At 70.4% G+C, this 21,693-nt stretch carries 23 protein-coding genes; 13 read left to right on the forward strand and 10 right to left on the reverse strand.

What is annotated here, in order from left to right; genetic code table 11:
- Positions 1–156: 156 nt before the first annotated feature.
- Positions 157–1,338, forward strand: coding sequence for an outer membrane protein assembly factor BamB family protein (locus tag ABD120_RS24675; RefSeq protein ID WP_343952408.1), 1,182 nt, complete (start codon positions 157–159; stop codon positions 1,336–1,338).
- Positions 1,339–1,486: 148 nt separating this feature from the next.
- Here ABD120_RS24675 and ABD120_RS24680 read toward each other — a convergent pair whose 3' ends face one another.
- A complete protein-coding gene (locus ABD120_RS24680) occupies positions 1,487–2,356 on the reverse strand; it encodes an aldo/keto reductase family oxidoreductase (RefSeq protein ID WP_343952410.1) in 870 nt (289 codons plus the stop codon).
- Between the two features lie 136 nt (positions 2,357–2,492).
- Between ABD120_RS24680 and ABD120_RS24685 the strand changes: the two genes are divergently transcribed.
- Positions 2,493–2,900 carry a winged helix-turn-helix transcriptional regulator gene (locus tag ABD120_RS24685; protein WP_343952552.1) on the forward strand — a complete coding sequence of 136 codons (408 nt, stop codon included), beginning with the start codon at positions 2,493–2,495 and terminating at the stop codon, positions 2,898–2,900.
- 53 nt (positions 2,901–2,953) lie between these two features.
- On the opposite strand, the gene ABD120_RS24690 is transcribed toward ABD120_RS24685, so the two are convergent.
- Positions 2,954–3,373 (reverse strand): Rid family hydrolase, encoded by a 420-nt coding sequence (locus tag ABD120_RS24690; RefSeq protein WP_343952412.1) that lies wholly within the window; start codon positions 3,371–3,373, stop codon positions 2,954–2,956.
- Between the two features lie 90 nt (positions 3,374–3,463).
- Between ABD120_RS24690 and ABD120_RS24695 the strand changes: the two genes are divergently transcribed.
- A complete protein-coding gene (locus ABD120_RS24695; protein WP_343952414.1) occupies positions 3,464–3,949 on the forward strand; it encodes a MarR family winged helix-turn-helix transcriptional regulator in 486 nt (161 codons plus the stop codon).
- A gap of 68 nt (positions 3,950–4,017) precedes the next feature.
- On the opposite strand, the gene ABD120_RS24700 is transcribed toward ABD120_RS24695, so the two are convergent.
- The gene (locus tag ABD120_RS24700) at positions 4,018–4,485 is read right to left on the reverse strand and encodes a phosphotransferase (RefSeq protein ID WP_343952415.1); all 468 of its coding nucleotides are present in this window, start codon (positions 4,483–4,485) and stop codon (positions 4,018–4,020) included.
- A gap of 470 nt (positions 4,486–4,955) precedes the next feature.
- Between ABD120_RS24700 and ABD120_RS24705 the strand changes: the two genes are divergently transcribed.
- On the forward strand, positions 4,956–7,487 hold the full coding sequence (locus tag ABD120_RS24705) for a galactose oxidase-like domain-containing protein (protein WP_343952416.1): 2,532 nt from the start codon (positions 4,956–4,958) through the stop codon (positions 7,485–7,487).
- A 122-nt stretch (positions 7,488–7,609) separates the two neighbouring features.
- On the opposite strand, the gene ABD120_RS24710 is transcribed toward ABD120_RS24705, so the two are convergent.
- Entirely contained in the window at positions 7,610–8,179 is a 570-nt protein-coding gene (locus ABD120_RS24710) for a sigma factor-like helix-turn-helix DNA-binding protein (RefSeq protein ID WP_343952417.1), read from the reverse strand.
- Positions 8,180–8,274: 95 nt separating this feature from the next.
- On the opposite strand from ABD120_RS24710, the gene ABD120_RS24715 reads away from it, so the two are divergent.
- Positions 8,275–8,514, forward strand: coding sequence for a hypothetical protein (locus ABD120_RS24715; RefSeq protein WP_343952418.1), 240 nt, complete (start codon positions 8,275–8,277; stop codon positions 8,512–8,514).
- 94 nt (positions 8,515–8,608) lie between these two features.
- Here the strand turns inward: ABD120_RS24715 and ABD120_RS24720 are convergent, their stop codons facing one another.
- Positions 8,609–9,097, reverse strand: coding sequence for a MarR family winged helix-turn-helix transcriptional regulator (locus ABD120_RS24720; protein ID WP_343952419.1), 489 nt, complete (start codon positions 9,095–9,097; stop codon positions 8,609–8,611).
- A 56-nt stretch (positions 9,098–9,153) separates the two neighbouring features.
- On the opposite strand from ABD120_RS24720, the gene ABD120_RS24725 reads away from it, so the two are divergent.
- The 3 genes from ABD120_RS24725 (at position 9,154) to ABD120_RS24735 (ending at position 12,102) form a co-directional block, all read left to right on the forward strand.
- Entirely contained in the window at positions 9,154–9,618 is a 465-nt protein-coding gene (locus ABD120_RS24725; protein WP_343952420.1) for a hypothetical protein, read from the forward strand.
- A 145-nt stretch (positions 9,619–9,763) separates the two neighbouring features.
- On the forward strand, positions 9,764–11,239 hold the full coding sequence (locus ABD120_RS24730) for an alpha/beta fold hydrolase (RefSeq protein ID WP_343952421.1): 1,476 nt from the start codon (positions 9,764–9,766) through the stop codon (positions 11,237–11,239).
- A gap of 29 nt (positions 11,240–11,268) precedes the next feature.
- Positions 11,269–12,102, forward strand: a complete 834-nt coding sequence (locus ABD120_RS24735; protein WP_343952422.1) for a S1 family peptidase — start codon at positions 11,269–11,271, stop codon at positions 12,100–12,102.
- A gap of 217 nt (positions 12,103–12,319) precedes the next feature.
- On the opposite strand, the gene ABD120_RS24740 is transcribed toward ABD120_RS24735, so the two are convergent.
- The gene (locus ABD120_RS24740; protein WP_343952423.1) at positions 12,320–13,084 is read right to left on the reverse strand and encodes an ABC transporter permease; all 765 of its coding nucleotides are present in this window, start codon (positions 13,082–13,084) and stop codon (positions 12,320–12,322) included.
- Complete coding sequence (locus ABD120_RS24745) at positions 13,081–14,031, reverse strand: ATP-binding cassette domain-containing protein (RefSeq protein WP_425564026.1); 951 nt, start codon at positions 14,029–14,031, stop codon at positions 13,081–13,083. The genes ABD120_RS24740 and ABD120_RS24745 overlap by 4 nt, the downstream gene beginning before the upstream one ends.
- Before the next feature lie 46 nt (positions 14,032–14,077).
- Between ABD120_RS24745 and ABD120_RS24750 the strand changes: the two genes are divergently transcribed.
- On the forward strand, positions 14,078–14,830 hold the full coding sequence (locus ABD120_RS24750; protein ID WP_343952426.1) for a TetR/AcrR family transcriptional regulator: 753 nt from the start codon (positions 14,078–14,080) through the stop codon (positions 14,828–14,830).
- 43 nt (positions 14,831–14,873) lie between these two features.
- Here ABD120_RS24750 and ABD120_RS24755 read toward each other — a convergent pair whose 3' ends face one another.
- Positions 14,874–15,326 carry a MarR family winged helix-turn-helix transcriptional regulator gene (locus ABD120_RS24755; protein ID WP_343952427.1) on the reverse strand — a complete coding sequence of 151 codons (453 nt, stop codon included), beginning with the start codon at positions 15,324–15,326 and terminating at the stop codon, positions 14,874–14,876.
- A 54-nt stretch (positions 15,327–15,380) separates the two neighbouring features.
- Here ABD120_RS24755 and ABD120_RS24760 point away from each other — a divergent pair, with 54 nt between their 5' ends.
- On the forward strand, positions 15,381–15,725 hold the full coding sequence (locus ABD120_RS24760) for a VOC family protein (protein ID WP_343952428.1): 345 nt from the start codon (positions 15,381–15,383) through the stop codon (positions 15,723–15,725).
- The gene (locus ABD120_RS24765) at positions 15,722–16,960 is read left to right on the forward strand and encodes an MFS transporter (protein ID WP_343952430.1); all 1,239 of its coding nucleotides are present in this window, start codon (positions 15,722–15,724) and stop codon (positions 16,958–16,960) included. Before ABD120_RS24760 ends, ABD120_RS24765 begins: the two co-directional genes overlap by 4 nt.
- On the opposite strand, the gene ABD120_RS24770 is transcribed toward ABD120_RS24765, so the two are convergent.
- Positions 16,951–17,121 carry a hypothetical protein gene (locus ABD120_RS24770; RefSeq protein WP_343952431.1) on the reverse strand — a complete coding sequence of 57 codons (171 nt, stop codon included), beginning with the start codon at positions 17,119–17,121 and terminating at the stop codon, positions 16,951–16,953. The genes ABD120_RS24765 and ABD120_RS24770 overlap by 10 nt on opposite strands.
- A gap of 23 nt (positions 17,122–17,144) precedes the next feature.
- Here ABD120_RS24770 and ABD120_RS24775 point away from each other — a divergent pair, with 23 nt between their 5' ends.
- Both ABD120_RS24775 and ABD120_RS24780 read left to right on the forward strand, forming a co-directional pair.
- The gene (locus ABD120_RS24775) at positions 17,145–18,008 is read left to right on the forward strand and encodes a hypothetical protein (RefSeq protein WP_343952432.1); all 864 of its coding nucleotides are present in this window, start codon (positions 17,145–17,147) and stop codon (positions 18,006–18,008) included.
- On the forward strand, positions 18,002–20,683 hold the full coding sequence (locus ABD120_RS24780; protein ID WP_343952433.1) for an outer membrane protein assembly factor BamB family protein: 2,682 nt from the start codon (positions 18,002–18,004) through the stop codon (positions 20,681–20,683). Before ABD120_RS24775 ends, ABD120_RS24780 begins: the two co-directional genes overlap by 7 nt.
- A 2-nt stretch (positions 20,684–20,685) precedes the next feature.
- On the opposite strand, the gene ABD120_RS24785 is transcribed toward ABD120_RS24780, so the two are convergent.
- Entirely contained in the window at positions 20,686–21,612 is a 927-nt protein-coding gene (locus tag ABD120_RS24785) for an NmrA family NAD(P)-binding protein (RefSeq protein ID WP_343952434.1), read from the reverse strand.
- Between the last annotated feature and the right edge of the window lie 81 nt (positions 21,613–21,693).

Below are 21,693 nucleotides of genomic sequence, written 5' to 3' on the forward strand. Positions count from 1 at the left end.
TGTCCGGGTCGTCTGACACGAAGATCAGTCTCCCCGGGTGTTGAGAACCGATCGATCGACCCCAGAACGTCTAATCGGATTCGGCACGTAGTGGCCCATACCTGGGTCGTGAGGCCAGTGTGCACGTCCCGTCTGAATGGGGTAATTGTTGATCTTATGCGGCTGTTACACGGCGGAGCGGTGGCGCTTGTCAGCGTCGTGCTCCTGGTCCTGATCGGGTGGCCGAACCAAACCGTCACCACGGTGGCGGGCACGGCGGAGCCGTGGGATCCGCTGGGGCGAGGAACCCCGGCCATCGACGTTCTCGGTAGTTCCCCCTGGTACGGCGAGCTCTACGGCGATGTGACCGTGGTTCCTCGCGGGAACCACAGCCGTCAGGGCGTCTCCGGCGTACGGCTTGCCGACGGAGCCGAGAGCTGGGTGTACGAGCGTCGCTGGGCCGATGACATGCTGGAGCCGATCCGGGTGGACGATCGGCACGTGGCGGTCCCCTGGCGTGACGGTCACGTGACCCTCATCGACGTGCCGACCGGTGACATCGTCTGGCAGACCGACCTGCCCGACGGACCGTTCGCACCGGAGAACAGGACCCTTGACGAGGAATGGCCGACGGCGTGGGAGCTGTCCGTCGCTCGCCATGGATCCACATCGGCCCTCGTGGTGCTGCACGACGGCCGGGTCGACGTGCTGGACACCCGGAGCGGCGCGATCCGCTGGTCCCGCCACTCCGGCACCTGCCCCGGCGCCCACGGGACCGAATACCCGGGCGTCGGCAGCGTCAAAGGCGCGGGCACGGCCGTACTCATCAGCCGTGGCTGCGAAGGCACGACGGGGTACGTCGTCGCGCTCAGCACCGAAGACGGTAGGCCGCTGTGGAGGTTCACCGAGAGGGAGCTCAATCCCTTGAGCAGCCGAGACCTCGGCGAGGGGCGCTTCGTGTCGGCAGCCGACGGAGGGCTCGTGGTCCGCAGGACCGTGGACGGGAAGATCCTCTGGCGGGCGCGGCCGGCAGACCACTACGTGGAAGACTACGGAGTGTCGGTCGGCCTGCTGACCGTGCCTCACGAATCCGGGATCACCGCATATCGCGTCGCCGACGGCAGCGTCGCCTGGCGCCGCGACGTCAGGGACGGGGGACGCCCCGACGTCCTGACGAACGGGCTGGTCACGTACGCCACATCGACTCCGCGGACACTGCTCAAGCTGGACGCCCGTACGGGCCGGGTCATCGACCGGCACCGCTTCGACAAGGACATCGAGCTGAAGTCGATGGACGACGATCTGGTGGCGATCGGCTTCCAAGAGGTCGGGACAGGCGACGATCAGCTGATCGGCTGATCTCGACGCCTCATCGTGAATCGGGCCACGGCAGACCCGGCGGGTCCACGTGCCCGCCGGTCGCCCGGCGGAGGATCTGCCGGAACGCGTGCCGGTGGAGGCGTTCGGCCTCGGGTTACCCGCTCGGGAAGGACGCGCCGGCGCCTGTTCAGCGGCCGATGCCGTCCAGTTCGGTCACATCCTCGTCGGAGAGGGGCAGTCCGGCGCCCGCGATGTTCTCACGCAGGTGGGCGGTGGACGAGGTGCCGGGGATGAGCAGGATGTTCGGCGAGCGGCGCGTCAACCAGGCCAGCGCGATCGACATCGGCGTCGCCTCCAGTCGGCGCGCGACCCGTGAGAGGGCCTGTGACTGGAGGGGCGTGAAGCCGCCCAGGGGGAAGAACGGCACATAGGCGATGCCGTCGGCGGCCAGGTGGTCGACAAGGTCGTCGTCGTGGCGGTGAACGAGGTTGTACATGTTCTGCACGCACACGATCGGGGCGATCCTGCGCGCCTCGGCGACCTGGTCCGCGGTGACGTTGCTGACCCCGAGATGGCGGATCAGACCCTCTCGTTGAAGCTCGGCGAGCGTCTCGAACGCCTCGGAGATCGAGCCGGGTCGGGGGCCCTGGGCGTCGCCCATGCGCATGTTGACCAGATCGAGGGTCTGTACGCCGAGGGAGTCGAGGTTCTCGTAGACCTGCTCGCGCAGGTCTACGGGACGCCGTGCCGTGGGCCAGTCGCCCTGCGCGTCGCGGGCCGCGCCCACCTTGGTGGCGATGACCAGCGACTGCGGGTAGGGATGCAGCGCTTCGCGGATCAGCTCGTTCGTGATGCGCGGTCCGTAGGCGGCGCTGGTGTCGATGTGGGTGATCCCGACGTCGACTGCCTCGCGCAGGACGGCCAGGGCGCCGTCGCCGTCGGCGGGCGGGCCCATGACCCCCGGACCGGCGAGCTGCATCGCGCCGTAGCCGAACCGGGTGACGGTCGAGTCACCCAGCGTCCAGGTTCCGCCGGGAAGAGTGGAGGGCGTGTCCATGTCGGTGCCTTTCGCTTCCTGTCAGGGGTGGTGTCTCCATGCCCCTTGCATCAGTATTGGAGCCGTACTTCCTCTCGGGAAGTAGGCACTCTGAAGTGCGTAACCAGCCCACAGGTGAGAGGCGAGATCAGTGGCGATGACCGAGGCCGCCGAGAAGGCGGAGTACAACGCGTTCCTGGCAGTGTGCCCCAGCCGTCGGCTTCTCGACCGGATCTCGGACAAGTGGGTCGTCCTGATCCTGTGCGCGCTGGGAGGTGACGAGGCGGGCGAATCGCCCGCCCCGAGGGCGATGCGTTACTCCGAGCTCTCCCGGCTCCTGGTCGGCGTCAGTCAGAAGATGCTGACCCAGACCCTACGAGCTCTCGAACGCGACGGCCTGCTCACCCGCACCGCGATACCCACGGTGCCCGTCACCGTCACCTACGAGCTGACTGAACTCGGCCTCTCACTGCACCACCTGGCCCGCGTGCTCAGACAGTGGGCGCAGACCCACATGGACCAGGTGCTCGCCAACCGCGAGAAGCACGACGCGCAGACTTCCTAGCGTGCGGGGCGTGTCTGAGGCTCTCGGGGTGGTCGTGTTTCTGCGGCTGTCGGTCAGTCGCGCCCGATGACGGCGGTGACCCGGATCTCGACGCGCATCTTCGGAGCGCCGAGAGCCGGGACGCCGGTCTCGGTCCAGATGGGTGCTCGGTCGCCCATGCGCTCGCGGAACTGCTCCACCATGACGCGGTTGTGGCTCTCGCCGATGAAGTCCGTGGCGTCGGGGACGTGGTAGGAGTTCACCGCGATGACGTCCCGCCAGGTGGCTCCGGCCGTGGCGAGGGTTCGCTCGACGTTCTCGAAGGCTTGGACGATTTCGTCCTCGAGGGACTCGGGGAAGTTCCAGTCGTCGTCCCACCCTCCTTGACCTGAGGTCTCGACGCGATCGCCGATCCGCACCGCCTGGTTGTAGTGCATCTTGGCGAGCTGCGTCTCGCCGTACCCGGGTGTGGCGAAGAACTCCGGCCTGCTCATGGTGATCCCTTCAGATTGACTTCACGCGTGAAGTGAATCTATCGGGCTTTCGCTTCACGCGTGAAGTCACCTGCCGGGTATGGTGCTCTTATGTCCACCTCCGAGACCTCCGACCCCGGCGAGACGCTCTGGCTGACCCCGGACGAGAAGGAGGCATGGACCGGGTTGGTTTCGCTGGTCCTGCTGCTGCCAGGGCGTCTGGAATCGCCGCTGCAGCACGCGACCGGGCTGACCCTCTTCGAGTACCTGGTCCTCAGCCACATCTCGGAGGCCCCGGAACGCCGCCTGCGGATGAGCGACCTGGCCTACCTGGCCAACGGCTCCCTGTCGCGGCTGTCCAATGTCGTCAAGCGGTTCGAGCAACGCGGCTGGGTGGAACGTTCGCCCGACCCCGACGACGGCCGGTACACCATCGCTGCCCTCACCGACTCCGGCTATGCGATGGTCGTCGCCGCCGCGCCCACGCACGTGCGAAGCGTGCGGCGGATCGTGCTCGATCCGCTCACCGCGGCTGACCGGCAGGCACTGGCCCGCATCGCCGCCAAGCTACGCGTGCGGCCCGTCGATCTGTCCTAACGAGGAGCCGGGATGGCGCGCCGGGTCGAACCACGGAGGCGAGCGCCGAGCGCGTCCGTGTCACGGGCTCACAGCAGCGCCCCCGCAAGGTTGTCCTGCTCGTCCACCCAGTCGGCGTCGGCTCGGATCGAACGGGTGAAGCCCCGCTCCCGCAATCGGACGAAGGCAGGCTGCCCCCGGTCGGCCAAGGCGTCGATGCCGTCCGAGGTGGCTCGCATGCGTCGCGACACCATGGGCAGGAGCTCGCGGCGCCCTGCCTCCTCCAGCCCGTACTCGTCGGCGAGCAGCCGCAGCCGGCGCCCACGGTACGGCGGCGCGCTCCAGCCCAGTTCGGCGGCGCTCGCGTCGCCGATCAGCGGCACGAACTGCCACGCGGCGTGGGCGAGATCCCAGATCCTCGGCCCGATCGCGACGAGGTCCCAGTCCAGCAGGCCGACAGCCGCCCCGCCCCGGAACACCGTGTTGCGGGGAGCGAGGTCGTTGTGACACGGGATCCGCGGCCCGCCGCTGACGGGAACCTCGTTCGCCCAGGTCACATCCGGTGGCGTGACGAAGCTCGCCGCGGCCTGGTGGTAGCGGCGGATCAGGCGCGCGGCTTCGCGCAGGACACACCGTCACCGGCCTCGGCGAAGCGGGCGCCGAGCAGCACCTCGCCCTCGACGTACGACAGCACCTCGCGCCCCTGGTCGTCGAGGCCCAGAAATCTCGGCGCCGTCGAACCCGACCTCCTCCAGGTGGAGCAGGAGTGCGTGGACGGCCGGCGATCCCGGACCGACCGGCCGGCGCACCGTGTCCGCGATGCGCACGACCTGGTGCACGTTGCCGCCCTCCAGAGGTTGTCCGGACTGCGTCATCGCTGCGGCCACCCTTCTCGATCGACGATGTGGTTGCGGCCGGGCGCAGCGACCTGACCCGCGTCGATACGCTTCCGTAACAGGCATTGCCGCAGGGGGAGCACACACTCAATATCACCTCAGAGCGACCCTTCCACCAGGGATGTGATCGCGTGCGTGTCAGTCGTGTCCTCCTGACCCTCCTCCTTCTGGTCACCATGGGCGGGGCGCCGCTCAACGCCGCGCCCGCAGCGGCGTTATCCTGCGGCCCAGGTGCGACGTTCGGCTTGGGCCTCGTCCAGAGCACCTGGGGCGCGGACCCCGTACGCAACTTCGAAGCCGTCTTCCCGAGAGCGGGAGGCGGCTTCCAGCACTACTTCCGCCAGAACACCGGCAAGTGGGCCATCCCGTGGTACACCACCGGCTGGGTCGGTTCGGGCGGTGTCGACGGTACGGCGGTCCTGCAGAGCAACTACGCCCCGGGCCATCTGGAGGTCGTGGCCACGACCTCGGACGGCCGGCTCCTGCACTACTGGCGTGACGACGGCGGGACCTGGCAGTGGAGCCCGCCCACGCTGATCGCCTCGGGCGTGAAGGGACAGCCGGGCTTCGTCCAGAGCCGCTGGGGGACGAAGGGCAACTTCGAGGTCGTGGCCCCGCTGGCGGCCGGCGGTCTGGGGTCGTTCTTCCGGGACAACGACAGCGCGACGATCCCCTGGCACCACAACGCCACGTTCGGCGGCGGCGTGAACTACGACGCCGTCTCGATGGTCAACAGCTCCTACGGCGGCGGGCTCAACCTGGAGGTCATCGCCAGGACGGGCACCACGTTGCACCAGTACTACCGTGACGCGAACACGATCTGGCACGGCCCGTACACGCTGACCGCCAACGGCGCGCCCGTCGCGGCGAAGGGCACGTTCAGCCTCATCCAGAGCAAGTGGGGCACCGGGACGTACAAGAACTTCGAACTGGTCGTCCCGCTGGCCGCGGGCGGCCTGGCCCACTACTGGCGCGACAACGCCGGCAGCCAGGCCTGGATCGGCCCGGGGACGGTGGACGGCGGCGGCGACTACACGGCCGCCGCGCTCATCCAAGGCACCTACCAGCCCGGCCACCTGGAGGTGGTGGCACGCAAGGACGAGACTCTGGTGTGGACCTGGCGTGACGACGGCGGCACGGGGGCGTGGAGCAAGAAGTACCCGTTCGGCGCTGAATCGCCCGCCTGCGCTCCGGCCACGACCGGCGCCTGGTCCGACCCGATCGAGACCGGCATCGTCGGCATCCACTCCACGGTGCTGCCCAACGGCAAGGTGTTGTGGTTCGCCTTCCAGAACGACAGCGACCACCACGGCCACTCGCTGGTCTTCGACCCGGCGACGAACAAGGTCGAGCCGACCAGCGCGCCGGGCAACCTGTTCTGCTCCGGGCACACGCTCACCCCGGACGGCCGGGTGTGGGTGGCGGGCGGCCACATGGCCGATGTCAACAGCTCCCACACCTTCAACCCGGTGGGCAACACATGGACCAAACACGGCTCGCTCGGTCCGGGCAGCACTTCGGGCCGCTGGTATCCGACCAACACCGTGCTGCCCAACGGCCAGGTGTTCACCATCTCCGGCACGCACGGCGGCGGCGGCCCGGCCAACGCGACGGGCAGCAACATCAACAACACCTGGCAGGTGTTCAACCCCGCGACCAACACGGTGTCGGCCGGCACGCCCGTGACGGTCGCGCCGTTCTCGACGGACGGCTTCGGCCCCGTGGACCTCTACCCGTTCGTCTACGTGGTGCCCAGCGGGCCCCAGGCGGGCAAGGTCATGGTCCATGCCCGGCAGACGACGCGTTTCCTGAACGTGACGACCAACTCCTGGTCGGGCCCGATCGCCACCCGGTCATCCCATTCCCGTACCTATCCGGCGCAGGGCACCTCGGTCATGCTGACGCTCTCGCCGTCCGACGGGTTCCGGGCGCGGGTGCTGGTGATGGGCGGCGCCGGGACACCGCTCGGGCTGGACACGCCCGCGCACAACGGCGTCGAACTTCTCGATCTCGGTACGGCGGCGCCGAGCTGGCGGAACGTGGCGCCGATGAAGGAACCTCGGGTCATGCCCGACAGCGTGATCCTGCCCAACGGCGAGATCTTCGTCGTGGGCGGCAGCCGTACGGGGAAGGCCGATCTGGGAGACCAGCCGGTGCTCGCGCCCGAGATCTACGACCCGGCGGCCGACACGTGGACGCGGGCGGCGCCGATGCGGGTGCCGAGGCTGTACCACTCCACGGCGGTACTCCTGCCGGACGCGCGGGTGCTGGTCGCGGGGCGTGACGGGCTGTTCAACGCCATGCCGTACAAGTGGCCGGAGAACCGGGCGGAGATCTACAGTCCGCCGTACCTGTTCGCGGGCACCCGCCCGGTCATCACGTCGGCGCCGTCGTCGGTGGCCTACGGCGCGACGTTCACCGCCGGGGTCGGCGCGGTGCCGGGCACGTCGATCAGCCGGGCGGTGCTGATCAAACTGGGGTCGGCGACGCACGGTTTCGACATGGGGCAGCGGGCGATCCAGTTGCCGATCGTCGGCACCGCAGCAGGCGGCGTGAGTCTGCAGGCGCCGCCGAACAGCACGGTGGCGCCACCAGGGCACTACATGTTGTTCGTGTCGTCGGCGGCGGGCGTGCCGTCCGTGGCGAAGATCGTCAAGCTCTGAGCGCCGTCGGCCGACGTCGGTACCAAGCCCGACCATCCGTGACCACATGGTGTCCCGGTCGCCTGGCGGGCCCGCATCGCGGACGCGGTGACGGCGATGCGGCCGATTCCACCTGGAGTTCCTCATCGATCCTCGATGACCTCCAGGTGGAGGTCGCGAAGGTGGTCGGGATCCGCGATCAGGTTGATCTCGGTGATCCGTCCCGCCGTGATCGTGAAATCGAACGCCATGCGCGGCCGCCCGCCCCCTGACCAAACGGCCCCGGCGGCCCCGTCCACCAGCGCCGGTCGCGCGCCCTGGGCACGTCCGCGGAAGGTCTCCGCCACCGCCGAGGCGCCCCGCAGCCGTCCGGGCGCGCCCGTCAGCACGGCCGCGCGATCGGCGTGCAGCACCACGTCCGGGTCGAGCAACGTGAGCAGGGCGCCGAAGTCGCCGCCCCGCGAGGCCGCGAGGAAGGCGCCGACGATCTCCCTATGCCGCAGCAGATCGGCACCGGACGGCGGATCCGCCCCCTGAACCCGCCGCCGGGCCCTGCTGGCGAGCTTTCTCGCTGCGGCGGGGGAGCGGTCCACGATCGGTGCGATCTCCTCGAACGGCACGGCGAAGACGTCGTGAAGGACGAAGGCCAGCCGCTCGGCGGGATTGAGCACGTCCAGGACCACCGGCATCGCCAGGCCGACCGAGTCGGACACCAGCGCGGCCTGCTCCGGATCGCTCCCGCCGTCGCCGAGTGGGGCTACCCGTCCTGGTTCAGGTTCGTGGTCGGGGCCGTCGAGGGGTGTGTGCCGTGTTGCTGGTCGTTCCCCGCCGGCCATTCAAGTTCATCGGCGCGGCCGCGTTGATCCTGGTTCTCACCGCCGCGACCACGACGCACATCGTGGCCGGCAGCGAGCTCCACGAACGCGTCGCCGCCCCCGTCAACCTGGTGATCATGTTGGTCTTCGCCCTGCTCAACTGGCCGGCCGGCTGGCGGGACCTGCTGCGCCGGGAACGACGGCCCAGCGCGACCCCGGCGTACGTGAGGTGACCCGCCGCCCGGGTTCCCGGTCGTCGAGCGCCCGCGTGGAACACGACCGCCGCCCGTTCGCCGCGCAGGAGGTCCTGCAGCCGCTGGTGGCCTGTCATGGGCGGGTGTGCTGGGCGAAGTCCCGGACGAACCGGTTGAGCAGGCGGGCGAACGCGGCCAGGTCCTCTTCCGGCCACTCTGCGGTGGCCTCGGCGATGACGGAGCGGCGGAAGTCCCTGATCCGCGTGAGCGCGGCACGGCCGTCCGCCGTGAGCGCGAGCAGTGAGCGACGGCCGTCGAACTGGTCGGCCTCGCGCCGTAGCAGTCCTGCCTGGAGGGCTTGCCCCGCGAGCCTGCTGGAACGCGGCTGATCCACGTCCAGGACCGCCGCAGCGTCGGTGACGGTGAGCGCGTCGCCGTTCGCCTCGGCGGCCTCGATCACGTCGAGCAGTTCGTAGACGGCGTCGGGCAGGCCCGCGCGCTGCCCGGCGGGTTCGCCACGCCGTCCGGACAGCCGGGCCAGCGTACGGCGGCGCTGGCTGCGACGGATGCCGACGACGGCGGCCTCGATCTCGGCCACGTCGCTGTCCGATTTGCCGGTCACGGCACCCTCCATGCATAGTTACAGACAACTACATGTCATATTACATGGAGATTTTCATGGACAAGCCGTTGGGCTACTGGCTCATGCACCTGCACAACCTGCTGGAGGAGCAGTTCGCCCGAACCCTCGCCGACCTCGGCCTCAGCCGCCGCCGATGGCAGGCGCTCAACCTGCTGAGCCGAGGCGACAGCACACGCGAGGAACTGGCCACCGCCCTGGCCCACTTCTCCTCGGACGGTGGGCCGGACCCGCTGGAGGCGTTGATCACGCAGGGCTGGGCGGCCTCGACCGGCGGGGAAGCCGTCGCGCTCACCGAGGCGGGTCGCGCCGCCCACGTCGAGGCGGGCAGGCACGTCGAGACGAGCCGGGCGACCGTACTGGGCGGGCTGACCCGCGAGCAGTACGCCGAGACCATACGAGTCCTCACGGTGATGGCGGGGAACGTCGAAGCCGACCTGGCCCGCTCACACCGGCAGGCACCGGCGGGCGCGCGGACGGCATTGCCCGATGGCGCCGGGTAGCCGAGGGCGCCGACAGATCGGATGGCCGGCTGCGTGGCAGTCGATACGGGGTGGAAACATCTCATCCTCAGGATGGCCGGAGTACGCCTGACGGCGTGCCTCGCGTGCCGTCTGGCGCGCGGGCAGAACCACTGAAAGGTGCACGATGCCCAGCACTCGTCATCTCTCACCCGCCGCACTGACGCTGGCCGCGACCGTGTGCCTGACCGGCCTGCCGGCCGAGGCCGGTACGGCAGGCGCGGCGACGGAGCCGCTGGACTGGAAGAGATGCGCCACGACGGCCAAGGACTGGCCCGTCGCGAACGATGCCAGGACCGAATGCGCGATGCTGACGGTCCCGATGGACTACGCGGACCCGCGGGGCCGTACGATCAAGATCGCGGTGAGCCGGCTCAAGGCCGGGGACCCCGCCAGGCGCCGAGGCGTGATCGTGATCAGCCCCGGCGGCCCCGGCATCTCCAACATCACCGCCCCGGCGTCGTATGCCGCCAACGCCCTCGGCACCCTGGCCACCGACCACGATCTGATCGGGCTGGACCCCAGAGGCGTGGGCTACAGCGACAAGATCAAATGTGCGGAGGATCCTCCCGCCGAACCGCCGCCCGGCACGAGCGCCAAGGCCAGGGCGAAGGCGGTCTTCGACCGGACGGCCGCCTCCAACAAGCGGTGCACCGCGACGGATCCCGACTTCGTCCGGCAGCTGACCACCACGAACATCGCCCGTGACGTCGACGCGCTCCGTGCGGCCCTCGGCGTACCGAAGATCGGCTTCTACGGGGTGTCGTACGGCACCGCAGTGGGTTTGACCTACCGGACGATGTTCGACGACCGGGTGGACCGGATGTGGGTGGACTCGGTGATGTCACCCGTCATGGATCTCCACGCCATGGACGCCACCATGGACGCGGTCGCCGAGAAGTCCTTCGAGCGGTTCCTCGCCTGGCTGGCCGGGCGCGACCCCGAGTACCACTTCGGGACCACCGCCGCCGAGGTCCGCGCGACGGTCTTCGCCCTGCGCGACCGGCTCGACCGCAAGCCGCTGGTGGTCGGCAAGGGCGCCCGCCTGGACGGCGACTGGGTGAGCGGGCTGCTCGGCATGGACCCCGGTGGCTGGGCCGCCGCCGCGCGGGATCTGGCCACCGTCCGGGAGGGCCGCGTCCCACGGTCGGCGCGGACGGGCCCGGCCGCCTCGCAGGTCTTCGGCTTCGACGACACGCCCTTGGGCATGAACACCACCCAGTACAACGCGATCTTCTGCAACGAGGGAACCGGCGGGCGCGACTTCGAGCAGGTGTGGGCCGATGCGCGGGCACGCGGCCAACGCTTCCCGGGAACCGGCGGCCGGATCGAGTTCAGCGGCTGGTGCGCGGGATGGCCGTGGCCCGCTCGCCCGTGGCAGCAGGTCACGGGGAACAGCCCGCTGCAACTGTCCGGCCACGTCGGCGAGTTCGTCACCCCCTACGACTGGGCCGTGGACGCCGGGAACGCCGCCGGCGGGACGCTGCTGACCGTCCAGGACGGCGCGCACGGCTCGCTGAGCCGACTGCCCTGCGCCTCCAAGGTGATCGACTTCTTCCGTACCGGCCGCACCAGCGGGGGCACCTGCCCCGGCATGCAGTGACCCCACCCCTTCCCATGAACGGACCTGAGATGCGCAGAATTCGGCGACTCGGCGCGGCGCTCGCCGCCGCCCTTCTCGGCCTCTCGCTGGTGACACACCCGGCGCAGGCCGCGCCCGAGGACCTGACGGGCAGCGTCGACGTCAACGGCTGCTCAGGAGCACTGGTACGGTTGCCGACCTCCGCACCCGCCGACCCGGCCCTCGTCCTGACGAACGGGCACTGCTACGAGAACGCGTGGCCGGTTCCCGACGAGGTGCTGGTGGACCGGCCCTCCCACCGCCTGTTCGAACTGCTCGGCGCCGACGGCCAACCCGTTGCCGCCCTGCACGCCGTCAGGGCGCTCTACGTGACCATGACCGGTACCGACATGGCGCTGTACCGACTCGGCACGACCTACCGGCAACTGGAGCAGGACCACCGCCTCCGGCCGCTCACGGTCTCGGCCCGGCGCCCCGAGCCGGGGAGGGAGATCCGGGTGGTCTCCGGCAGCCTGAAGAAGGTCTACTCGTGCGCCGTCGACCGGCTCGCCTACCGTGTACTGGAGTCGGGCTACATGACCAAGGACGTCCTGCGGTACACCTCCGCCTGCAAGACCGGCCCCGGCACCTCCGGTTCCCCGATCCTCGACGCGAAGAGCGGCGAGGTCGTCGGGATCAACAACACCAGCAACCGCGACGGCGGCAGGTGCACGCTGGACAACCCGTGTGAGATGAACCGCGACGGCGTCGTCACCGCGCGCAAGACCGCCGCCTACGGCACCCAGACGTACTGGCTCACCACGTGCGTCGCGGCAGGGAACAAGCTCGACCTGGACCGGCCCGGCTGCCTGCTGCCCAGGCCCGGCCCACAGGCCACGCGGTGATCGCCTCCTCGTACGAACCCGGCTGTGGACGGCACCGCTTCCGGAGCTGAAAGCACCGACGCCGCCATGGCCATGACACTCGTGCCGGGCAGCGGGGACGGTGACGCCTTCCGTTCCTCGTGATCGGAAGGTCGTCGCCGACGGGAGCACCGGGCCGAAGATCTGCGCCGAGCCGCTGACCATCCACAAGCAGGAGGGCTTCCGCACAGCCCTGCTGTCAGGCCGCCGTCCTGCGCCGGAACAGCAGGGCCGCGATCGGGAGGCCGGCCACGACCACGCCCGCGAGCCAGGCTGTCGCGACGACGCCTGCCGAGCCCATGGGCTGGTCCAGCAGCAGCGCCCGCATCGTGTCGATGATGGGCGTGAGCGGCTGGTTGGCGGAGAACTCCCGCAGCACCGCCGGCATGGTCTCGGCGGGCACGATGCCGTCGGACAGGTACGGCAGGAACAGCACGACGAAGCTGAACGCCCCGGCCGCCTGCGACGACTTCACCAGCAGGCCCCAAAGCACGGCCAGCGTGGACAGCGCCAGCACATACCCCGCGACCAGGGCCAGCACCATCAGCCAGTCGGAGAGTGTGGCGTCGGGCCGGAAGCCGAGCATGAGCGCGACGGCCAGTGAGATGGCGCAGGAGACCAGGTTGCGCAGCACAGAGGCCACGACATGCCCGGCGGGCACCACCCAGCCGCTGATCGGCAGAGTGCGGAACCGGTCGATCATCCCGCCGGTCATCTCGTCGGAGATGGTCACGGCGGTGAGCGCGGCGCCGTACCCTCCGGACATGAGCAGTACGGCCGGTACGACGAAGTCGATGTAGTCGAGCCTGCTGGAGCCGGTCGTGATCGCGCCGCCGAACACGAACACGAACAGGAGCATGATGATCACGGGCAGGGCGGTGTTGACGATGAGGCCGTCCAGGACCCGCATCTCGCGGCGCAGGTCGCGCACGACCAGGCGGCGCAGGTCGGCGGCGGCGCTCATGCCGCGGCCGAGGTGAGCTCGAAGAAGACGTCGTCCAGGGTGGGAGTGCGCAGCGCCACCCGCGAGACGGCGATGCCCGCCGTGTGCAGCAGGTCGAGTGTGCGGCGCAGGTGGTCGGCGTCTTGGAGGGCCAGCGTGAGCTCCTGGGACTCGGCGTCGAGATGGGCCCCCGACCCGGCCAGTACGGCGCCCGCCCGGGGCAGATCCTCGGCCCGCGCCGGGCGCAGGGCCAGTCGCTCCGAGCCGACCTGACGCTTGAGCGCCTCGGGGGAGTCGTCGGCGACGACCCGGCCGCCGTCGATCACCACGACGCGGTCGGCGAGTTGGTCGGCCTCCTCCAGGTACTGCGTGGTGAGCAGGATCGTGGTGCCGGAGGCGAGCAAGTCGCGGATCACCGCCCACAGGTCGGCCCGGCTGCGGGGGTCGAGGCCGGTCGTGGGCTCGTCCAGGAACAGGATCGACGGGGCCGACACCATGCTGACGGCCAGGTCGAGGCGGCGGCGCATACCTCCGGAGTATGTGCCCGCCCGCCGGTCGGCGGCGTCGGTCAGGGCGAAACGCTCCAGCAGTTCCCCCGCGCGGCGCCGGGCCTGCCGTCCGCCGAGACGGTAGAGACCGGCGAACAGCTCCAGGTTCTCCCGCCCGGTCAGCAGGTCGTCCACGGTGGCCTGCTGCGAGGTCAGCCCGATGGTGCGGCGTACGGCCACGCCCTCGCGCGTCACGTCGTGCCCGCCGACCACGGCGGTGCCGCCGTCGGGGGCGAGCAGCGTGGTCAGGATGCGCACGGTCGTGGTCTTGCCCGACCCGTTGGGCCCCAGCAGGGCCACCAGCGAGCCGGTGGGGACGGTCAGGTCGATCCCGGTCAGCACACGCGTGGCGCCGAACGACTTGGTGAGCCCCCTCACCCGAATGGCATCTGTGAATGCCGTACTGTGTATGACGTTCATAGTTTTATTAATGCAGAATCCTAGGACCGAGTCAAGGAGAAGCTCGATGGCGAGAGAACGGTCGCTGCCCCCCGTGTTGCAGCGGATGTGGGGGCTTGAGGCCGTGCCGCGCAGGGGCCCGAGGCCGCGCCTCGACCTGGCCACGATCACTGCGGCCGCCATCGAGATCGCCGACTCCGAGGGGCTGGCCGGCGTCTCGATGGCGAGCGTGGCCGCGCAGGTGGGATTGACGACGACGGCGCTGTACCGGTACGTCGACAGCAAGCAGGACCTGCTCACCGCGATGGCCGACGGGGTCGCACCGCCGCCGCCGGAGCCCGGAGGCAGGCACTGGCGCGACTACCTCGCCCTGTGGACCCAAGCCCACCGCGACCTTGTGCTCCAGCATTCCTGGGTGCTGTCGATCTCCCATATCGCCCCGCCCTTGGGTCCGAGACGGCTGCTCTGGCTGGACCGGGCGCTGGCCTCGCTCGACGGCACGGGCCTCGACGAGGGGGAGAAGGTCAACGTGGCCAGCACTCTGACCGGCTACGCGCTGACCGACGCGGCGCTCGTGCTCTCGGCGACCGAAGGGGTTCCCGAATTCGACGAGGCCGGCATCGAAGGCGCCGCCGACTACGGGGAACTGCTGGTCGGCATGCTCGACCCCGAGACCTATCCGGCGCTGTCGGCCGCCATGCGCGCGGGCGCCATGCACGGCGTCGAAGGCTGGGTGGACGACGAGGACTTCCGCTTCGGCCTCCGCCTGCTGCTCGACGGCGTCGAGCAGCTGATCGAGCGACGCGCCGAAAAGGACTGAGACGCGGATCGAGCGCCGGCTGGGGGTGTACCGGGCGCGTGACTCAGGGTTGGGGTGCGCCCGCGGCGGCCGCGCAGGCGGCGAGATCCTCGTGCAGTCGGTGCTGCCGTTCTTGTGACAGTGGCGCGAAGATCTGCCGTTCGACGGCACGCGCTGCGACGCTGGCCGTGCGCAGCGTGGATTGCCCGGCCTGGGTGAGCTCGGTCGGCAGCGCACGCCCGTGATCCGCGTGAGCCGGCCGGGTGAGCAGGCCCCGCTCCTGTAGTCGGCGGAGCACGACGTTCATCGACTGGCGCGTGACGAAGGCGTGGCGGGCGAGTTCGGAGTTGGACAGTCCCGGATGCTGGCCGAGCAGTTCGAGGCATGCGTATTGGGCGACGGTGAGACCCAGAGGACGCAGCACCTCGTCCATCGCGGCGTGCAGTGATGCCTGTACCTGCTTGAGGACATAGCCCACCGACTGGTCGAGGTCGCCCACGGTCTCTTCTTGCTTCATGTCAGTATTCTGACATATCCTCCTATGTCAGTTCCCTGACATAGGAGGAAGTTCATGGGCGGGCAGGTCACGTACTTCGAGTTGCCGGGCAAGGACATCGAGGCGACCCGGCGGTTCTGGGGCTCGCTGTTCGGCTGGACGTTCTACGAGGGCAACTTCCCGGGATACTCGATGATCCAAGGGCCCGAGCCCATGGGTGGAGCGCCGCACGATGATCCGTCACACCACCCGCGCGTCTTCTTCGCCGTCGACGACATCACCGCGGCTGTGGCTCGGGTGCGCGAACTCGGCGGTACCGCGGAAGATCCGGTCGATATCCCCTCCGGTGCCTACGCCCACTGCAAGGATGACCAGGGCGTGGAGTTCAGCCTGTCCCAGCAGGCGGGTATCCACGCTTGAACGGCACCGAGATCACCGAGTCAGGCCGCCTGCGCGGACCGCTGCTTCCGCTGGCACTGGCCACGTTCGCGGTCGGCACCGACGCGTTCGTGATCGCCGGCCTCTTACCGGCCATCGCCGCCGACCTTGACGTCGGTCTGCCGGCCGCCGGACAACTGGTGACCGTGTTCGCGTTGACGCTGGCTGTCGCCGCACCGGTTCTGGGCTGGCTGTCGAGCCCACTGGATCGTCGTAAAGCCCTGCAGTTGGCACTGATCGTGTTCGTCGTCGGCAACGTCGTGACCGCACTCAGCCCGAGCTATCCGCTGGCATGGCTGGCCCGGATCCTCACGGCACTCGGGGCGGCCACGATCACCGCCACCGCGTCGAGCGCGGCTGTCGCGATCACGCCCCCCGAACGGCGAGGGCGGGCCATGGCGCTGGTCATCGGTGGGCTCACCTTGTCGACCGCGCTGGGTATGCCTCTCGGCAACCTGATCGGCGGCGTCGACTGGCGTCTCACACTCTGGGCCGTCGCGGCTCTGGGCGTCGTTGCCGCGATCGGCATCACGGTGGCGTTGCCCAGGGTCGCGCTGCCGCCGACGACCCTTACGGCCCGGCTGGCCCCGCTGCGCCGGCCGAAGGTGCTCGCCGTTCTGGTCGTGACCCTGCTGGTGATGGCCGGGCACTACACCGTCTACACCTACCTCGCAGCCGTGACCGAGGGCGCGACCGGGTCGTTTCCACAGGCCATCACCATGGTCTTGTTCGTCTGGGGGGCCGGTGTCCTGTTCGGCAACTTTCTCGCCGGCCGGCTCGCCGACAGCCTTCCGGGACGCGGTCTGGCGCTCGCGGCACTCACCGGCGGTACGGTGCTGCTCGTGATCAGCCCGCTCACGGTCAGCCACCTGGTCGTCGCGTGCGTCTGGGCCGCGATCTGGGGCGCAACCGACGGGATGGTCTCCGTCGTGCAGCAACACCGGCTGGTCGGCCTCGCACCGGCTTCGGCACCTGTACTCCTCGGCCTCAACTCCTCCGCGATCTACCTCGGGGTCGCGATGGGCGGTGGGCTCGGCGGCCTGGCTCAGGACTGGCTGCCGGTCACGGTGCTCGGCGTTCCCGCCGCCGTCCTGGCATTCCTCGCGACGACCGTCACCCTCGCCGAGAGGAGAGCCGACACAACGCAGAGTTCACTCAGCGCAGCCGAGAGGGTCCGAACGCCCGGCAGGAGAACTGTCCGCCGAGATCAGGTGTGATGCCTGATCCGTCCGTGGAGACGGTGGTAACGGTTGATGTGCTCGAAGAAGCCGGTCCGCCGCTCCAGCACCGGCGAGTTGGGGTGGTCGGTCATGGTGTCGAGCAGCTTTTCCCGCTCCGGATCGGCGTTGCGGGCATACTCGTAGCGGAACCCATGCATCCACGCCCACCGGGAAGACGTTCATGGCCAGACGGCGCCAGGGCAAGAAACGGACGAAGGGTACGGCGGAGACGGGCGGCGACCCGCCGCAGGAGGAAGCCTCAGGCGGTGGCTGGAAGGCCGCGCGCGTATGGCTGGCCGGGATCGGCAGCGCCGTACTCATCGCGGCGATCGGCGTGGTGTTCACCACCTGGTACACCGCCGGCGGGATCGACGCCGTCGACAGCATCGGCGGCGCGCCGCCGCTGACGATCGGGCACGTGGCCGTGGACCTTGAGGAGCGCCCGCTCGTGCTGAGGGAGCCGGTGAGCGACCCCAGGGACCGCGCGACCCTGCTGAGCAGGGCGACCGGCGACGCCGAAATGGCGGCCGTGCTGGCCCGCCATCGCGTCGCCACGATCGGGGCCACGAACGTCACCGTCGTCCTGACGGGCAACCGCAGCAGCCTGCGCATCATCGACGTCAGGCCGAGGGTGCTCGTGCGCGCGCCGCCCGCCGACGGCGCCCTGTTGCGTCAGGGCACCGCAGGGGAGGCCGGCACGGTCGAGCTCGTCGCCGACCTCGATCGGCGGCCGGTGCGGTTCGCCGCGAAGAAGGAGCCGCGCACCGCGTACTTCACGAAACAGCAGATCGATCTGAAGCGGGATGAACGGGTCACGCTCAGTCTGTCGATCGTCGGCGAGTCGGCCTACTACGAGTTCGATCTCGTCGCCACGGTGCTGGCCGAGGACCGCTCCGAGGAGGTCGTGATCAACGGGCCGGGAGGCGTTCCGTTCCGGCTGACGGGCCCCGCCGATTCCTACCGCAGCACCTACCGAGGATTGGAGACCGGCGGCTGGGCGCCGATCTCCACCGGCCGGGACTGCACGGCCGTGGTGGCATGCTGACCGCGCGGGCCGCCGTCGCCCTCGTGCTGACGGTGGCGCTCCTGGTGACGCCGGGCTCCGACGCACCCAGCGGTGGTCTCGTGCCTGTCGGATGGCGTATGGCGTGGACGGCGCCCGACGGCTCCGACTCGGTGGTCTGGCACTACGGCACTCCGCTCTATGGCGTATCCGAGCAGGTGCTGGTCATGGTCGACGACGGGGGCGCGATCCGCGTGCGCGACGCCCGTACCGGCGTGCCGACCAGGAGCGTCGGGACCTTCGACGGGACGGTGGCCGGGGTGTGGGTGGCCGCCGGCACGATCGTGGTGTTCACCGAGAAGGAGGAAGGGCGCGGTCAGTTGCTCCATGCGTACGACCTGGCCACGGGCGCGGCGTTGTGGCGGCGCGCGGTGAGCATCGTCCGCGAGGGGCACCCACCCGGCAGCGGCTCCTACCGAGGGCAGCGGGTCATGGTGACCGAGGCCGGCGTCGTGGTGGCCGAGCGGCAGCTCGAACCCCTGACCCTCCTGTCTCTGGACCTGCGCTCGGGCCGAACCCTGACGAGCACGGTGCACGAGCGGAACTGCGACCTGCTCGCGGAGAAGGGCGCCCACTCGGTGCTGCTGCTCGACTACTGCACGGGCAACCGGGTCCGGCTCTCATCCGTCGATCCGGCCACGCTGCGGCCCTTCTGGACGCGCACGCTGCCCCCACCGGCGCTCACCTTCCCGAATCCGAGACAGGCCGGGGACCCGCCCCTGCTCGCCCTCATCGTCAGCGGCGACGGGTACGCCGAGGTCGTGGTCGACGAAGTCACCGCGTTCTACACGCCGGACGGCCGGCGGCTGCCCACCGATCCGGGCTCGCCGACCTCCACCGCTACGGTCCGGGGCGGCCGGTGGACCGAGCCGTTCCGGGCCGGTACCGCCGGTACGCACGTGAGCGGATCGACCAGGTGGCCGCTGCCGGCGTTCCTGACCTCCCTCGACCGGGCCACGGGACGCCTGCACGCCCTGCCACTGGACGTGCCCTACGCGGGCGCCTATCTGGTGGGGACGGCAGGGGACCTGGCGTTCGTGCACTCCGGCGGGAGCGTCTCCGCCTACGTCCTGACGTACGGAGCCGCGCCGGACGGCCATCTGTCCGGCCTCGCTCCCGACGACGCCTGGCCGGACGCGTGCGGCCTGCTGGACGCCGCCGACCTCCGTCCCCTGGCGGACGGTTACGTGCCCAGACCGGTGACGCGGGCGCTGCTCGGGCGTCCGCTGCCCGAGCCCGTCCAGTGCGACTGGATCCCACCCTCGGACGACGCCCCTGCGGTCTCCGTCTCGGTGGAGTGGGTGTCGCACTCCGACGCCGCCGCGCGGCGGATCTTCGCGGCGGAGACCGCCTCCATCAAGGAGAGCCACGCCTACGACCCCGTCACGGCGGATCCGTACCTGCTCGACTATCTCCGGTCCTCGGCGATCGGCACCGGCAGTGAGCCGGAAGCCGTCGTCGGCGTGGGGTCCGTGATCGTCCGGTTGGCCTCCGTCTCGCGCCCGGCGCTCAGGCTCCTGGCCCCGGTGGTGCGGGATGAACTGCTGGCCCGCCGAGGACTTCCCCGGCCCACGCCGTCCTCCCCTCCCCAGATGCGTTGGAGCTTCCCCACGGACGGCGATGTCCGAACCGAATTCGTGGTGAGCGGCGATGGCGTCTACGCCGCCGGCGGCGGCCGGGTCTACGCCCTGGACGCCTCCTCTGGCCGCCCGCGCTGGGCCCGCACGATCGGCGATCACGTGGCGGGGTTTCAGGTCGCCGACGGCCAGGTCTACGGCTTGGCCGGAAACTTCCTTCACGCCTTCGACGCTCGTACGGGCCGTCAGAAATGGCGGTACCAGGGCAAGCAGCTCGTCATGTTCACCGCAGGGGAAGGGCGCGTCGTCCTTTGCGGCTACGGGGGGACCGACGTGCTGGACGCGGCCACCGGGCGGCGGCTGTGGCGTTCCGGCGAGCGCGGCTGCACCGGCCGTCCCGTGATCGGGGGCGGTGCCGTGTACGTCCCCGGCCAGAGGGGCATCGTGCACGCTCTGGACGCCGCCACCGGCCGCCATCGTTGGAGCGCGCGCGGCGACGGGGACGTGACACCGGCGGGGAAGACCGTCTACCTCGGCACCGGCAACCGCGTCCGAGCGCTGGACGCCGCCTCCGGCGCGGAACGCTGGAGCACCCCTGTCGGCGACGGCGCCGTCTCCGCCACCGTGCTCTCCGGCACCGCCTTCTACGCCAGGGACTCGGCGGGCACCCTGCACGCGCTCGACGCCCGTACCGGCGAGAAGCGGTGGACCTTCTCGCCCGGCATCGTCGACACTTTCCCGCTGGCCCGCGCGACGGTCTCCGGTAGCCGCCTCTACCTGGTCGGGCCCGGCGGCATCGTCCACGCCCTGGACGCCGCCTCGGGCACGGAACTGTGGAGCACCCGAACGGGGGGCGGTAGCGTCTCCGCCCCGATCTCGCGCGGGGACATCGTGTACGCCGACGGGGGCGACAACGCCGTTCACGCCCTGGACAGTGCGACGGGCGCGCGCAAGTGGCGCGTGATCGTCGGCAGCCCTGCGGCGATCGGCCCCGTCGTCGAAGGCGGGCTCGCCTACGCGAGCGGCAGCGGCAACGTGTACGCCATCGGCCCCGCCCCCGGGCCGGGCCGGGGCCGGTGAGGTCAGGCCACAGGCGTCAGGTACCTGTGTGCCCACTGGTCGAAGGTCGTGAGCGGGATGCCGTAGTCGCGCGCGTACTCCGGGCGGGCGGGCAGGCCGACCACCTGGACGAACTCGTGGGAGGCGATACCCGGCCCGGGCATCCCGGCGGCGATCGCCTCCTCCATGGTCAGCTCGGGCGCGGTCAGTTCGGTGCCCAGGGCGTCCGAGAGGATCGCGGCGATCTCCGTCATCGTCCGGTGGTCACCGGCCAGTTCCAGTTCGACCTCGTGGAAGCGTTCGGGCTCGGCGAACGCGGCGGCGGCCGTCGCGCCGATGTCGTCGGCCGCGACAAGGGCGAGCCGGGTGGACGGCTTCAGCACGGTCACCAGGCCGCCCTCGACACCGCGGGGGAACAGGTAGGCGACGGCCGGCAGGAAGTTCTCCATGAAGAAGCCCGGCTTGATGATCGACCAGCGGGTGAAGCCCGCCTCGCGTACCCGGTTCTGGATGTCGGCCTTGACGGTCATGGCCGGCTCCAGCGCCGCCCATCGCCCTTCGGCCCAGCCGGGGGTCTCGACGTGCTGCCCCGCTCCAGAGGTCGACGTCTGCACGAACTGCGGTACCCCGGCGGCCAGCGCCGCTTCGATCAGGTTGACGGCCTGGCGCAACTCGTCGTCGAAGTCGAACCCGCCCGCTCTCGAAGGGGGCATCTGCGCGGAGAAGACGGCTCGGGCCCCTTGCGCGGCATCGGCCAGGGAGTCGCGGTCGTGGAGGTCGCCGGTGACCAGTTCGGCGCCGAGCGCCCGGACCGCCTTGGCGCGGTCCGTTCCGGGGTCGCGAACGAGCGCGCGCACGGGTACGCCGGCGGCGAGCAGCGCGCGGGCGGTGGCGCCGCCCTGCTGTCCGGTGGCGCCGGTGACGAGGACGGGTGCGGGGTCTGTAGCCATGAGGCCGCTCCTGAGGTGCGCGAACACGAAACGGCGGACCTCGCCGTTTCCAGTGCGATACGATACGGCGGACCCCGCCGC

Source organism: Nonomuraea longicatena, from assembly GCF_039525605.1.
GTDB classification, from domain to species: domain Bacteria; phylum Actinomycetota; class Actinomycetes; order Streptosporangiales; family Streptosporangiaceae; genus Nonomuraea; species Nonomuraea longicatena.

Excerpts from the sequence above, each read along its gene's own strand:
- ABD120_RS24725 (WP_343952420.1), top strand. The coding sequence starts at position 9,154 with ATGGACAAGCCGTTGGGCTACTGGCTCATGCACCTGCACAACCTGCTG.
- ABD120_RS24685 (WP_343952552.1), top strand. The coding sequence starts at position 2,493 with ATGACCGAGGCCGCCGAGAAGGCGGAGTACAACGCGTTCCTGGCAGTG.
- ABD120_RS24750 (WP_343952426.1), top strand. The coding sequence starts at position 14,078 with ATGGCGAGAGAACGGTCGCTGCCCCCCGTGTTGCAGCGGATGTGGGGG.
- ABD120_RS24775 (WP_343952432.1), top strand. The coding sequence starts at position 17,145 with ATGGCCAGACGGCGCCAGGGCAAGAAACGGACGAAGGGTACGGCGGAG.
- ABD120_RS24785 (WP_343952434.1), bottom strand. The coding sequence starts at position 21,612 with ATGGCTACAGACCCCGCACCCGTCCTCGTCACCGGCGCCACCGGACAG.
- ABD120_RS24780 (WP_343952433.1), top strand. The coding sequence starts at position 18,002 with ATGCTGACCGCGCGGGCCGCCGTCGCCCTCGTGCTGACGGTGGCGCTC.
- ABD120_RS24760 (WP_343952428.1), top strand. The coding sequence starts at position 15,381 with ATGGGCGGGCAGGTCACGTACTTCGAGTTGCCGGGCAAGGACATCGAG.
- ABD120_RS24770 (WP_343952431.1), bottom strand. The coding sequence starts at position 17,121 with ATGCATGGGTTCCGCTACGAGTATGCCCGCAACGCCGATCCGGAGCGG.
- ABD120_RS24745 (WP_425564026.1), bottom strand. The coding sequence starts at position 14,031 with ATGAACGTCATACACAGTACGGCATTCACAGATGCCATTCGGGTGAGG.
- ABD120_RS24690 (WP_343952412.1), bottom strand. The coding sequence starts at position 3,373 with ATGAGCAGGCCGGAGTTCTTCGCCACACCCGGGTACGGCGAGACGCAG.
- ABD120_RS24675 (WP_343952408.1), top strand. The coding sequence starts at position 157 with ATGCGGCTGTTACACGGCGGAGCGGTGGCGCTTGTCAGCGTCGTGCTC.
- ABD120_RS24695 (WP_343952414.1), top strand. The coding sequence starts at position 3,464 with ATGTCCACCTCCGAGACCTCCGACCCCGGCGAGACGCTCTGGCTGACC.
- ABD120_RS24730 (WP_343952421.1), top strand. The coding sequence starts at position 9,764 with ATGCCCAGCACTCGTCATCTCTCACCCGCCGCACTGACGCTGGCCGCG.
- ABD120_RS24735 (WP_343952422.1), top strand. The coding sequence starts at position 11,269 with ATGCGCAGAATTCGGCGACTCGGCGCGGCGCTCGCCGCCGCCCTTCTC.
- ABD120_RS24755 (WP_343952427.1), bottom strand. The coding sequence starts at position 15,326 with ATGAAGCAAGAAGAGACCGTGGGCGACCTCGACCAGTCGGTGGGCTAT.
- ABD120_RS24740 (WP_343952423.1), bottom strand. The coding sequence starts at position 13,084 with ATGAGCGCCGCCGCCGACCTGCGCCGCCTGGTCGTGCGCGACCTGCGC.
- ABD120_RS24680 (WP_343952410.1), bottom strand. The coding sequence starts at position 2,356 with ATGGACACGCCCTCCACTCTTCCCGGCGGAACCTGGACGCTGGGTGAC.